The organism is Halomonas marinisediminis (genome assembly GCF_004347715.1).
Lineage (GTDB): Bacteria > Pseudomonadota > Gammaproteobacteria > Pseudomonadales > Halomonadaceae > Halomonas > Halomonas icarae.
Genome location: NZ_SLTR01000005.1, coordinates 15677 through 29163 on the forward strand (window position 1 = coordinate 15677; position 13487 = coordinate 29163).

General features: G+C 59.1%; 12 protein-coding genes. 11 read left to right on the forward strand and 1 reads right to left on the reverse strand.

Going from position 1 to position 13487, the window contains the following annotated elements:
* The first annotated feature begins 30 nt into the window (after positions 1 to 30).
* From pcaH to E0702_RS05455, 5 genes are all read left to right on the forward strand, one after another.
* On the forward strand, positions 31 to 759 hold the full coding sequence (pcaH, locus tag E0702_RS05435) for a protocatechuate 3,4-dioxygenase subunit beta (protein ID WP_132041968.1): 729 nt from the start codon (positions 31 to 33) through the stop codon (positions 757 to 759).
* Positions 760 to 772: 13 nt separating this feature from the next.
* Positions 773 to 1405 (forward strand): protocatechuate 3,4-dioxygenase subunit alpha, encoded by a 633-nt coding sequence (gene pcaG, locus E0702_RS05440; RefSeq protein ID WP_205741889.1) that lies wholly within the window; start codon positions 773 to 775, stop codon positions 1403 to 1405.
* Between the two features lie 150 nt (positions 1406 to 1555).
* Positions 1556 to 2386, forward strand: coding sequence for a 3-keto-5-aminohexanoate cleavage protein (locus tag E0702_RS05445; RefSeq protein ID WP_132041969.1), 831 nt, complete (start codon positions 1556 to 1558; stop codon positions 2384 to 2386).
* A gap of 167 nt (positions 2387 to 2553) precedes the next feature.
* A complete protein-coding gene (locus E0702_RS05450) occupies positions 2554 to 4020 on the forward strand; it encodes an aldehyde dehydrogenase family protein (RefSeq protein ID WP_132041970.1) in 1467 nt (488 codons plus the stop codon).
* 70 nt (positions 4021 to 4090) lie between these two features.
* Positions 4091 to 5179, forward strand: coding sequence for an NAD(P)-dependent alcohol dehydrogenase (locus tag E0702_RS05455; RefSeq protein ID WP_132041971.1), 1089 nt, complete (start codon positions 4091 to 4093; stop codon positions 5177 to 5179).
* 19 nt (positions 5180 to 5198) lie between these two features.
* Here the strand turns inward: E0702_RS05455 and E0702_RS05460 are convergent, their stop codons facing one another.
* Entirely contained in the window at positions 5199 to 6092 is an 894-nt protein-coding gene (locus E0702_RS05460) for a LysR family transcriptional regulator (RefSeq protein ID WP_132041972.1), read from the reverse strand.
* Between the two features lie 93 nt (positions 6093 to 6185).
* Here E0702_RS05460 and mdlC point away from each other — a divergent pair, with 93 nt between their 5' ends.
* The 6 genes from mdlC to E0702_RS05490 all read left to right on the forward strand — a co-directional run bounded on the left by mdlC (position 6186) and on the right by E0702_RS05490 (position 13476).
* Positions 6186 to 7772, forward strand: coding sequence for a benzoylformate decarboxylase (gene mdlC, locus E0702_RS05465; RefSeq protein WP_132041973.1), 1587 nt, complete (start codon positions 6186 to 6188; stop codon positions 7770 to 7772).
* A gap of 61 nt (positions 7773 to 7833) precedes the next feature.
* Positions 7834 to 8856, forward strand: a complete 1023-nt coding sequence (locus E0702_RS05470; RefSeq protein WP_132041974.1) for a TRAP transporter substrate-binding protein — start codon at positions 7834 to 7836, stop codon at positions 8854 to 8856.
* A gap of 31 nt (positions 8857 to 8887) precedes the next feature.
* Entirely contained in the window at positions 8888 to 10339 is a 1452-nt protein-coding gene (locus tag E0702_RS05475; RefSeq protein WP_132041975.1) for an aldehyde dehydrogenase, read from the forward strand.
* Positions 10340 to 10634: 295 nt separating this feature from the next.
* Positions 10635 to 11663, forward strand: coding sequence for a TRAP transporter substrate-binding protein (locus E0702_RS05480; RefSeq protein ID WP_132041976.1), 1029 nt, complete (start codon positions 10635 to 10637; stop codon positions 11661 to 11663).
* A gap of 6 nt (positions 11664 to 11669) precedes the next feature.
* Positions 11670 to 12197 carry a TRAP transporter small permease gene (locus E0702_RS05485; RefSeq protein WP_132041977.1) on the forward strand — a complete coding sequence of 176 codons (528 nt, stop codon included), beginning with the start codon at positions 11670 to 11672 and terminating at the stop codon, positions 12195 to 12197.
* Positions 12187 to 13476: a TRAP transporter large permease gene (locus E0702_RS05490; RefSeq protein ID WP_132041978.1), complete on the forward strand. Its 1290-nt coding sequence runs from the start codon at positions 12187 to 12189 to the stop codon at positions 13474 to 13476. Before E0702_RS05485 ends, E0702_RS05490 begins: the two co-directional genes overlap by 11 nt.
* The last annotated feature ends 11 nt before the right edge of the window (positions 13477 to 13487 follow it).

The window sequence follows — 13487 nt, forward strand, 5'->3', positions numbered from 1 at the left end:
GTCAATGTAATCTCCCCTGAGAGGAATGAAATGCAATACGACAGCAAGCGATTCGTCGAGCGCGACCGCAACTGGCACCCGCCGGCCTATGCCCCGGGGTACAAGACCTCCGTTGCCCGGTCACCACAGCAGGCTCTGGTCAGCATGCAGAAGCCCACGGTATCGGAGCTTTCCGGCCCCGACTTTCGTCAACTGCGAATGGGCCCACACGATAATGACCTGCTGCTGAACTTTCGTCAGGACCAGAACCAGGGGCTACCCCAGGGCGAGCGCATCATCATGTTCGGCCGCGTGGTCGACCAGTTCGGCAAGCCGGTTCCTCATACTCTGGTGGAGATGTGGCAGGCCAACGCCGGTGGTCGCTATCGCCACAGAAATGATAGCTACCTGGCGCCGCTGGACCCCAGCTTCGGTGGTGTGGGGCGCACCCTGACCGATGAGCAGGGCTGGTATCGCTTTCGCACCATCAAGCCGGGCCCCTACCCCTGGCCCAACGATCCCAACAGCTGGCGCCCCTCGCATATTCACGTGTCGGTGATGGGCCCCTCGATCTCCACACGCCTCATCACCCAGATGTACTTCGAGGGCGACCCGCTGATCCCGCTGTGTCCCATCGTCCACACCCTCAAGGACCCCGAAGCCGTGGAGACCATGATAGGTCGCTTGGACATGGCCCGCAGCAAGCCCATGGACTGCCTGGCCTATCGCTTCGACCTGGTGGTACGCGGCGAACTGCAGACCTACTTCGAAAATCAGTAACAGGGGTGACGAGATGAACCAGCCGAATTCCCGACCCACCAGCGAACTGATGCTGCGTGAGACCGCCTCCCAGACCGCCGGCCCCTACGTGCATATCGGCCTGGCCCTGGCCGCTGCCGGCAACCCGACCCGCGACGAGGAAATCTGGAACGAGATGGCTCGCCCCGAGGCCGAGGGTGAGCATATCGAGGTGGTCGGCACCGTGATCGATGGCAATGGCGACCTGGTCCGCGATGCCTTTATCGAGGCCTGGCAGGCCGATAGCAACGGCGAGTATCAGCCGGAATTCGACCTCGAGAAGCCGTTCAACAGCTTCGGAAGAACCGCCACCACCTTTGATCATGGCAGCGAGTGGTCACTGACTACCGTCAAGCCGGGCCCCGTGGCCCACGCCAGTGGTCAGTCCCAGGCGCCGCACATCAACCTGGCGATCTTTGCCCGCGGCATCAATATCCAGCTGCAGACTCGCCTCTACTTCGATGATGAGGCCGAGGCTAATGCCGCGTGTCCGGTGCTGTCGCGCATCGAGTCGCCGGTACGTCGCCAGACCCTTATTGCCAAGCGTGAAGAGGTCGATGGCAAGGTGCGCTATCGCCTCGACATTCGCCTGCAGGGTGAGGGTGAAACGGTCTTCTTCGACTTCTGACCCGGCGCCCTGGACCTCCAGGGTTCCGGTCATCCGCGCCGCCCACCGGGGCGGCGTTCGGCGTCTTCGGCGTCGAGCACACGCCACGGGGGGAGACGCCCCCTGATGATAATGAGCCATGGTACCGCTTCGGTACCAAGAGAGGTCGCCATGTCCAACCCCTGCATCATCTGTGTCGCCATCACCGGCAGCCTACCGCGCAAGGAAAACAACCCGGCCGTGCCGATTACCGTCGAGGAGCAGATCGAAAGTACCCAGGCGGCCTTCGAGGCTGGGGCGACCATCGCCCACTGTCATGTGCGCAACGATGACCAGACGCCCAGCTCCGACCCGGAGAAGTTCGTTCGCCTGCTGGAAGGCTTGAACAAGCACTGCCCCGGCATGATCGTGCAGCTTTCCACCGGCGGTCGCTCCGGGGCGGGCGAGGAGCGTGGCGGCATGCTGCCGCTCAGGCCCGACATGGCCAGTCTCTCGGTGGGCTCCAACAACTTCCCCAACCGCGTCTACGAGAATTCGCCCCAGCTGGTCGACTGGCTGGCCGAAGAGATGCTCAAGTATGGCGTCAAGCCCGAGATCGAGGCCTTCGACCTGTCACACATCCACCAGGCGGTGAACCTCTCCAGGCAGGGCAAACTCAAGGCGCCACTCTATGTGCAGTTCGTGATGGGGGTGAAGAACGCCATGCCAGCGGACAAGCCCACCTTCGATTTTTATATCGAGACCCTCAAGCGACTGGCGCCCGACGCCCAGTGGTGCGGTGCCGGTGTCGGTTCCAACCAGCTCAAGCTCAACGAGTGGTCCATCGCCGCCGGCGGTCATACTCGCACCGGCCTCGAGGACAACGTGCGCCTCGATCGCGACACCCTGGCGCCCTCCAACGCGGCCCTGGTCGAGCGTGCGGTGGCGCTGTGCGAGAAGTACGAGCGCCCGGTGGCGACCTGGCAGCAGGCCCGCAAAATACTCGATCTTTCAATGACTTAAACAGTTAAGGGTTCAGGTTGATATGGCCGATGTGCGTCAGCGGCAAGGCTACCTTTGCTATTCGCCCGGGCGGCTATCGGCCTATCGTGCTTGATACACTCGAAGCGAACCGAACCTGGCATCCGATAGAAACCCTTTTCCGAGATGGCTTTTTAGGAGAGTGATATATGGGCACTGCATACTGTGACTTGCAGCTTCAGCCTATCGCGGGTGAGTGGCGCGAGGGCTCAAGCGAACGTCGTGTCGAGGTGACCAATCCCTATGATGGCAGCGCGCTGCTCGATATCCGACTGGCGGACCATAGCGATCTCGATGCCGCCTACCTGGCGGCCGAGAGGGCCCAGAGCGAGTGGGCGGCAACGTCTCCAACCGAGCGTAGCGCCCTGCTGCAGCGAGTGGTAGGGATCTTCGATGCGCGCAAGGAGGAGATTATCGACTGGTTGATTCGCGAGTCGGGCAGCACCCGCCTCAAGGCCAACGTGGAGTGGGGTGCGGCCCGCGGCATCACCCAGGAGGCCGCCAGCATGCCGGGCCGCGTTCATGGCATGACGCTGGCCTCCAACGTGCCGGGCAAGGAGAACCGCATCTACCGCAAGCCGCTGGGCGTGGTTGGCGTGATCAGCCCTTGGAATTTCCCACTGCACCTCTCCCAGCGCTCCGTTGCCCCGGCGCTGGCGCTGGGCAACGCCGTGGTCATCAAGCCGGCAAGCGATACTCCGGTCACCGGTGGCCTGCTGCTGGCCAGGATCTTCGAGGAGGCCGGGCTGCCCAGGGGGCTGCTCAGCGTGGTGGTGGGCGCCGGCAGCGAGATCGGCGACGCCTTCGTCGAGCATCGGGTGCCGCGGATGATCTCCTTCACCGGCTCGACCCCGGTGGGGCGACGCATCGGCAGGATCTGCAGCGGCGGCGAGCATATCAAGAAGGTGGCCCTGGAGCTGGGCGGTAACAGCCCCTTCGTGGTGCTGGATGACGCCGATCTCGATCAGGCAGTGAATGCCGCGGCAATGGGCAAGTTTCTGCATCAGGGGCAGATCTGCATGGCCGTCAATCGCATCATCGTCGACGAGAGCCGCTACGACGACTTCGTGGAGCGCTTCGTGGCCAAGGTCAAGGGGCTTGCGGTCGGTGACCCGGACGACATGGCCACCGTGGTCGGCCCGGTGATCAATGACAAGCAGCGCGAGGGCCTCGAGGCGAAGATCGCCACCGCCAGGGAGGAGGGTGCCACGGTGCTGCTGGAGGGCGAGATCGATGGTCAACTGGTCCCCCCCCATGTGTTCGGCGATGTGACTCCCGACATGGAGATCAGCCGCGAGGAGATCTTCGGGCCGCTTGTGGGCATCCAGAAGGCCCGCGACGAGGCCCACGCCCTGACGCTCGCCAACTCAAGCGAGTACGGCCTCTCCAGCGCGGTGTTCACGGCCGACCTGGCCCGCGGGGCACGCTTCGCCCAGGGCATCCAGGCCGGGATGACGCACGTCAATGATATGCCGGTGAACGATGAGGCCCACGTGGCATTCGGCGGCGAGAAGAACTCGGGGCTGGGACGCTTCAATGGCGACTGGGCCATCGAGGAGTACACCACCGATCAATGGGTCAGCGTCCAGCATACGCCGCGTGGCTATCCCTTCTAGTCCAAGTTGTCTTTGTCCGGCCACTTCTTGCGGCCGGACTTCCCGCGTATCACTGTAAGGAGATGGAACGATGCAGATTCAAGCGGCCGTGACCCAGGGGTTGGGAAGTGACTTCGAGTGGCAGTCGGTCGAGCTGGCCGCTCCAGCCCTGGGCGAGATCCGTGTGCGTATCGTGGCCACCGGTGTTTGCCATACCGACGCGGTGGCCCGTGACCTCGGCATCGCACCGTTCCCCATCGTGCTGGGACACGAGGGTGCTGGGGTGGTGGAGGCCCTTGGTGAGGGGGTAAGCGGTCTCGAGGTGGGCGATCATGTGGTGCTGTCGTTTTCCCACTGCGGTAACTGTGGGCACTGCCTGACCGGGCATCCTACGGTCTGCGATACCTTCAATGAGCTGAACTTCGGTGGCGCCATGGACGATGGCAGCCAGCGTATCACCCGAGGTGATGAGACGCTGGCCACCTTCTTCGGCCAGTCGTCGTTTGCCAGTCACGCCGTGGTCAGCGCTCGCAATGCGGTCAAGGTGGATCCGGAGGTGGACCTGGCGCTGCTCGGCCCTCTGGGCTGTGGCATCCAGACTGGTGCCGGTACCGTGCTCAATCGGCTCAAGCCTGAGTTCGGTGCCAGCCTGATCGTCTACGGCTGTGGTGCCGTGGGGTTGTCCGCCATCATGGCGGCGCGTATTGCCGGCTGCCGTCACATAATCGCGGTTGATGTCCACGACAGCCGCCTCGAACTGGCACGGGAGCTGGGGGCGACTCATGCCATCAATGGCCAGGGTGAGGATACCGTCGCGCGGGTACGCGAGATCACCGGTGGCGGCAGCGAGTTCGCGGTCGAGACCACCGGGGTGCCGGCAGTGGTGCGCCAGTCGCTGCAGGCGCTGCGTCCACTGGGTATCTCGGCCATCGTCGGCGTCACCCCCGAGGTGACGCTTGATGTGCATCACGACCTGATGGCCGAGGGCAAGTCGATGATCGGGGTGATCGAGGGTGACTCGGTACCGCGGGTGTTTATCCCGCAGCTGGTGGCCTACTTCAAGGAGGGGCGCTTCCCCTTCGACCGCCTGGTGAAGTTCTATGGCCCCGAGCAGATCAACGAAGCCTTCGCGGACTCGAAGAACGGCACCACCGTCAAGCCGGTGCTAAGAATTGGCTGATCCAAAAGTACGCTTATGATCATATCTCCTTGATAGCGTTCATTATGGACTCGCAAAACCAACGCTGGGCAGGTGAGCGGCTGTAGCCGGCGTGCCAATAGAGAGTCACGTCAAACTCTGGAACGGAGAAGGGGAGTTCGTGATAGTCCAGCTTACAGTCGTGAATGAATTCCTTGGCAATTTGCATTGGAACAATGGCTAACAAATCGCTGGCGAGTAGCAACCGGGGCAGTACCGAAAAATGCGGAACTTCCAAGCTGACTTTCCGTTGATAGCCGTTGCGTCGCATTACATCCTCGGCCAGACCGTGGCCAGAAGAGCTGGCTACCAGTGCATGGCGTATGGCTAAAAATTTCTTCAGCGAGATTGGCTTTGGGCCCAAAAGCTCGGTACGCCCCAGGCACACATAGCGGTCACGCAGTATCACACACTGCTCCAGGCTCTCGGTCATGATGGGGCGGCTGCAGATGACCGCATTCACCCTGCTGCTGAGTAACCACTCCTCCACACGGTCGATCTCCAGAGGCACCACCTCGAGTTCGATGCATGGTGCTTGTTTCTGAAGCTTCTGATAAATAGCAGGAAGCAAGGCCATTTCGCCAAGGTCGGTCAATGCCAGGCGGAAGCGCTGTGAACAGCTGGCTGGGTCGAACACCTGCATGCTTTCAAGTGTCGCTTCAAGCTGACCCAGAGCATCACGTAGTGGCGGGTAGAGTTGCCGGGCTGTCATCGTAGGGCTCATTCCGTGCCGGGCGCGAATGAAGAGTCGATCGTCGAACTGCTGCCGTAGGCGAGCCAGAGCGTAGCTGATGGAGGGTTGCGTCACATTGAGGCGTTCTGCAGTTGACGTGACGCTTGCCGTCTCGTATAGCAGGACGAAGACACGAATCAGATTGAGGTCAGGAAGAGACATAGATACCATTTATTTTTTATAGAAACAGCATTGATTTGATCAATTATTGTAGAGCAGCTAGCGTAAAGGTGTTAACCGATTGCGGAGCTGTCAATGTCTACCGTCCATTCCATATCCTATTCGCTGCTTCGTCACCAGGGTATGACCACCATTTTTGGCAATCCCGGCTCCAATGAGCTGCCTTTCCTTAGAAATTTTCCGGATGATTTCCGCTATATCCTTGGCCTCCATGAAGGTGTGGTCGTAGGAATGGCGGATGGTTATGCGCTAGCCAGCGGCAAGCCTGTACTCGTTAACCTGCATGCTGCAGCGGGGACAGGAAACGCCATGGGGGCACTGACTAACGCGTGGTATTCCCATTCCCCCTTGGTGCTGACTGCTGGCCAACAGGCGCGTCCGCTGATAGGTGTAGAATCGATGTTGGCCAACGTCGATGCGACACAGCTACCTAAGCCTCTGGTCAAGTGGAGTTATGAGCCGGCCTGCCCTGGGGATGTGCCACGGGCTCTCAGCCAAGCAATTCATATGGCAAGTCTACCGGCTCGCGGCCCTGTCTATGTTTCGATTCCTTACGATGACTGGGGGCATGACGTCGATGCCGATGCTGAACTCCTGGTAGAGCGTGACGTGCGGTCCGCCGGTGCCCCCTCGGACTCACAACTTGAGTGGTTCAAAGAGCGACTCTCCCAAGCGGAAAATCCTGTTCTGGTACTTGGGCCGGAGGTTGATGCATGCCGAGCTAACCACCTGGCAGTATCACTTGCCGAGCGATTGAGTATGCCTGCGTGGATTGCACCTTCCGCGCCACGCTGTCCTTTTCCCACGCGACACCCATGTTTCCGCGGAGTGTTGCCGGCCTCTATTTCGGGAGTATCTGCAAAGCTAGAAGGCCACGATCTTATTCTGGTCATTGGTGCTCCGGTCTTTCGCTATCATCAGAATTCGCCAGGTCGTTACTTGCCGGCCGGTGCGCGTCTCATGCACTTGACCAGTGACGTTCAGGAAGCGGCAAGATGTCCTGTGGGGGATGCATTAGTAGGGGAACTGGAGGTGACACTCCAAGCATTGCTTTCGCTGTTGAATCAGAGTGACCGAAAACTACCTGAAGCATTGCCGGTACCGACGCCAATGCTGGACTCACCGGGACGCCTTGCGCCAGAGGTCATTTTCGATGTGTTAAATGCTTTAGCACCTGAAGACACTATTTATGTCAAGGAGTCGACCTCGACGGTAACTGCATTTTGGGAGCGTGTGGAAATGCGCCACCCAGGTAGTTATTACTTTCCAGCCTCTGGAGGGCTTGGGTTTGGTTTGCCGGCAGCGATAGGTGTTAAGCTCGCCGAGCCTGAGCGGCCTGTGGTTGCAGTTATTGGAGATGGTTCTGCGAACTATGCAATAAGCGCACTGTGGAGCGCTGTCCAATACAGACTTCCAGTGATATTTATCATACTGAAAAATGATACTTATGGAGCCTTGCAGTGGTTCTCACGGATGCTGGACGTCGATGATGCTCCAGGGCTAGATATCCCGGGTATGGATTTTTGTGCCTTGGCGAAGGGCTATGGTCTTGACGCTGTGCTGGCTGATACTCGTGAAGCCTTTGAGAGGGCCTTAGTAAAGGGGTTTTCTGCGGATAAGCCGCTGCTGGTTGAGGTCCCAACTACTACCATTGAGCCCTGATTTCGAGCCTTTCTAAAGAAGTATTGATCACTAATAGTATAATGATAAGAGGTTTTTGGATATGAAGATTGCTGTGTCTCCCTTAATGTGCGCGCTGTCAACGATCGCGCTGTCTGTGCCGGCTCTGGCGGAGGCCCAAACGTTACGTATGGCACATCTCTGGCCATCGGGGTCGACCGTTAACCAAGAGATCTATCAGGCTTGGGCCGACCGAATCGAACAAGAGTCTGAAGGTCAGCTACAGGTTGAAATCTATCCCTCGCAGACCTTGAGTAAAGCTGACCAATCCTACGAAGCGGCTGTGAATGGAATCGCTGATGTCGCAGTAACGCTACAGGGGTATACGGCAGGACGGTTTCCGTTAACAGAGATTGTGCAACTCCCCGGTGTTGTAAATGATGCATCACAGGGAAGCTGTATTCTGCAATCTCTCTATGATGAGGGAGACATTGCGGCGGAATATGATGATAGCCATGTTCTCTTCATGTTCACGACGGGGCCGGCTTACATACACACCAAGGCAACGGAAATCAAGTCGCCCGAGGACCTTGCAGGGTTGCGTATTCGCCGACCCAGCGACGTAGCGGGTGAGATGCTGTCCAGTATGGGGGCCCAGCCCGTTGGGATGCCCGCACCGGATATCTATACCTCTCTGCAGCGCGGCGTCATGGATGGGCTCAGCTTTCCTTGGGAAGCCATGAGCGTTTTTCGCATCAATGAACTGGTGAACTATCATCTTCAGGTGCCTTACTACGCTGGTGCGATAGTGGCCACGATGAACAAGTCGGCCTATGAGCAGCTTTCTCCAGACATGCAGGCCGTCATCGATCGGAACAGTGGCATGGAGTGGGCGCAGATTGCTGGTGATGTTTTCGATAAACTGGACAAACGAGGGCGTCAGGAGGCCCTCGAACAGGGTGATATCATTCATACCGTAGAAAACCCACTCGATGACTCCGAGTGGGCTCCCCCTTTGAAAAAAGGGACAAAAAACTACCTCGAACGTCTCGAAGAGCGCGGTCTTGATAATGCCAGTGAGGTCTATCAAAAGGCACTCTCGCTGCAAGAGCGCTGCTCCTCCTGATGCTATTTCACTCTAGGAATATGGAAGTGTTATGAATACGTTGGATTTGCTGATAGGCGGTGAGAGCCGTCCTGCCACCGGGGGCCGGATTTTCAAGCGCGCGAATCCTTTCGCTCAACATGATGTAACTCAAGCCGCTGCAGCGTCTGTTGAGGATGCGCGTGAGGCTGCGAAGGCTGCCCATCTGGCCTTCGTTAATTATTCTCAAACTGGCCCTAGTATGCGGCGCCTCAAGCTGCTCAAGGCGGCGGACTTGATGGAGGACCGTCAATCCGACTTCATCGAACGAATGATGGATGAGACCGGTGCGACCTCCGGCTGGGCCGGATTTAATGTGAAAGTTGCTGCCGCCACGCTGCGTGAAGCTGCCGCTTTGACGACTCAGGTCCAGGGAAAATTAATTCCTTCCGATGTGCCTGATAGTCTCGCCATGGGAGTACGAGCCCCCTGTGGAGTCGTAGTAGGCATCGCACCTTGGAATGCTCCCATAATCCTCGGCACTCGTGCCATTGCAACCCCTTTGGCTTGCGGTAATAGCGTGATTCTCAAGGCCTCGGAGCAGTGTCCAGCTACTCACCATCTGATCATCGACGTACTGCAAGAAGCTGGATTCATGGAAGGAGTGGTCAACCTTATCACCAATGCCCCGGAGGATGCAGCAGAGGTGGTGGAAACTTTGATCGCTGATCCGGCAGTGCGCCGAATCAACTTTACTGGGTCTACCGGTGTAGGGAAGATTATTGCAGAAAAAGCAGCGCGTTATCTTAAGCCTGTACTGCTTGAGCTCGGTGGGAAAGCGCCTTTTTTAGTGCTTGAAGATGCGGATATTGATGCTGCAGTGGACGCAGCGATATTCGGCGCCTTCTTCAATCAAGGACAAATTTGTATGTCCACCGAGCGGCTTATCGTGGACTCCACAGTAGCAGATACTTTTGTCGAGAAGCTGGTGGCGCGTGCAGAAGAGCTCGAGGTTGGTAATCCGCGAGATGGTGATTTTCAGCTTGGCACTCTTATCGATTCGAAATCCGGAGAAAAACTTAATTCCCTGATTGATGATGCTTTAGATAAGGGCGGCCGACTTGCCTGCGGCGGCAGGGCTGAAGGTGTCATGATGCCCGCTACCGTAATCGACGAGGTGACACCAACCATGCGGCTATACACAGAGGAGTCTTTCGGGCCTTTGGTGTCCGTGATTCGTGTCGACGGTGAAGAAGAGGCTCTGGCGATTGCCAATGACAGCGAGTACGGCTTGTCTGCAGCGGTGTTCAGTCGTGATACCGCTCGAGCCATCAAGCTGGCAGGACGCGTTCGTTCTGGTATCTGCCATGTCAATGCGCCAACCGTGCATGACGAGCCTCAGATGCCTTTCGGCGGAGTTCAGGCTAGCGGCTATGGACGGTTTGGAGGTAACGCGGGAGTCGAGGAGTTTACTGAGCTACGCTGGGTGACGGTGCAGCTCGGTCCGAGGCACTATCCTATCTGAATACCTTCTCCACTCGGTGGTTGTCAGGCCCATCGAGAGCGGTTTGTCTTTCCTCGTGCCTGATATAGATGCGTCCCCTCCACAACAGTACGGGCTAATGTGAAGCTTCGGAGGGACGTTTCATCTTGAGTGTGGTTCATATCATGGGCCACCGGGATCTTGGAGCATGTGCTCAAAATAAGACTAAAGTCGCTTTTCGCGTCCCGGGTCGATGGTATATTTTTGCACTATTCTGCGAACTGATGTTCACTATGCGAACTTGGCGTGCAGAGACAATAACTCCCGGAGGATTACCATGAAGACAAAGCTCATCGCCTGCCTGCTGGCTGCGTCCATTGCTGGCCTGACCGCGACTTCTGCCCAGTCGGCCACCACGCTTCGCATGGCCCACTTTTGGCCGGGTGCTTCCGGTATCAACAACGACATCTTCAAGGAGTGGGCGGCTACCCTCGAGGAGGAGTCGGGGGGCGAGCTTAAGGTGGAGATGTTCCCTTCCGGGACACTGGCCAAGCCAGACTCTCTCTATGAAGCGGCGTCCAAGGGAATCGCCGATATCAGTGCGACAGCGCAGGGCTATACCGCCGGTCGCTTCCCGCTGTCGCAGATCGTGGAGTTGCCCGGGGTAGCGACCAACGCCACTCAGGGGGCCTGTGTACTGCAGACGCTCTACGAGGATGGGCACCTCGACGATGAATACGCCGATACCCGCCCGCTGTTCTTCTTTACCACCGGCCCCGGGGGGATTCACACCATCGACACCGATGTGAAGGTGCCGGCTGACCTTGAAGGTCTACGTATCCGTCGTCCTACTGCAGTGGCGGGGGAGATGCTCGAGAACATGGGGGCAACTCCCGTGGGTATGCCGGCACCGGATATCTATACCTCCATGCAGCGTGGCGTCATCGATGGCCTGAGCTTTCCGTGGGAGGGGCTCAAGGGGTTCCGTATCAATGAACTGGTCGAGTACCACACCGAGGTGCCGTTCTACACCCTTATCTTCGTGGCGACCATGAACCAGCGCGCCTACGACCGCCTTAGCCCCGAGCAGCAGGCGGTAATCGATGCCAACTCCGGAATGAAGTGGGCGGAGAATGCCGGTGCGGTATTCGACCGTCTCGATGTGGAGGGCAAGCAGGAAGCCAAGGAAGCGGGGCATACCATCCGCGAGATCGAAAATCCTCTGGAGAATGCGGACTGGCAGAAGCCGCTGCAGGACGGTATCGAGAGTTATCTGGCCGAGCTCGAGGAGCGTGGCCTGCCTGGACGCGAGGTCTATGAGGCGGCCCTCGCCGCCAGTGACTCCTGCGCGACCGACCAGGAGTAAGCGAGGATGCAGTCGACTCTCGAGAGGGCCAGCCACTGGCTGGCCCTGTTGTGCAAGTTGGTCGCTGGCATCGCCCTGCTGGGGCTGCTGGGGGTCACCATCGTTGATGTCACTACCCGCTATCTAGCGCGGCTCACCGACGGGAGCGTGGCGTTGAGCGTGACCGGTAGTGTGGAGCTGGTGAGCTATCTGATGCTGTTCTCGCTGCTGGCGGCCATGGCCGCCAATGTGGAGAAGAGCCAGGTGGTGGTGGAGGCCTTCTCCCATGGCCTGTCACCCACCATCAAGAACCGCCTGCACGGCGTCTACCTTCTGGGTTTCACGGCCCTTGGCCTGGTGCTCTTTTACGGTCTGCTGGAGTCCGGCAGTTCGGCTGCTCGGTATGGTGAGGTGACTCAGGACCTGCGGATTCCCATGGGGCCCATCTATTACGCCGCCGCCGTACTCAGCCTGATGCTGGGACTGCGGAGCCTGGTCCATGCCTTGTTGAGTGCCATCTTCGGCGTCGAAGGGGAGGTCTCTCATGGGGAGTGAGATGATCGGGGCCATCGGCCTGGGCCTCTTGTTGGTACTGATGATGCTGCGGGTGCCGGTAGCATTGACCATGTTGATTGTCGGGGTGGTGGGCTTTGCCCAGGTGATCAGCTGGGATGCCGCCATCGCCCAGCTCAAGACCGTGCCGGTAGAAGTGCTATCCAATTACAGCTTCAGTGCGGTACCGATGTTCATCTTCATGGGAGTGCTGGCGGCACACTCCGGCATGGCCGGCAAGCTGTTCCACTCTACCCGGGTGATCTGTGGTGGTTGGAAGGGTGGCCTGGCCATCGCTGCCGTCGGCTCCTGCGGCATCTTCTCGGCGATCTCCGGTTCCTCGCTGGCTACCGCCAGCACCATGACCCGTGTCGCTCTACCCGAGATGGAGCGCTACGGCTACAACCGGGGCCTGGCCACCGGAGCACTGGCGGCCGGGGGAACCCTGGGCATCATGATTCCGCCCTCCATCGCCCTGCTGATCTACGCCATCCTTACCGAGCAATCGGTCGGCGACATGTTCATGGCCGGTCTGGTGCCGGGGCTGATGGGGCTGGTGATGTATGCGCTGACGGTCAGCGTGGTGATGCGGATCAAGCCATCACTGGCGGTGGCCGGCGAGTCGACCACCTGGACCCAGAAGCTGGCTTCGCTCTCTGGCCTGGTGCCCTTCTTCGCGGTCTTTCTGGTAATGATTCTGGGCATCTACTTCGGCGCCTTCACCCCTACCGAGGGGGCCAGTGTCGGCGCCTTCGCTACCCTGCTCTACGCCCTGGTCAAGGGCATGCGCGCCGCCGAATTATGGCGCAGCGTGCAGGAGACCCTGGCGCTCTCGGCAGTGGTGTTCTTCATGCTGGTAGGTGCCGAGACCCTGGGCTACTTCATCTCGGTGTCACGGATCTCCTTCTCGATTACCGATCTGCTCTACGGCATGGAGCTTTCGCCCATGGTCGTGGTGCTCTGCATCCTGCTGCTCTATTTTGTGCTGGGGATGTTCATGGATGCGATCGCCATGCTGGTGATCACGGTGCCGGTGGTATACCCGATTATCCAGGCGTTGGGCATTGACCCCGTGTGGTTCGGCATCATCACCGTGCTGACCGTTGAGCTGGGGCTGATAACTCCGCCGGTGGGCATGAACGTGTTCGTGATCAAGGCCATGGCGCCTCATGTCGGGTTGGGCGAGATCTTCAAGGGGGTAGCACCCTTTATCGTCTCGGACTTCGTACGATTGGCCTTGCTGATCCTCTTCCCGGCGCTGACGGCGCTGTTCCTGATGTGAGCCGCAGAAGG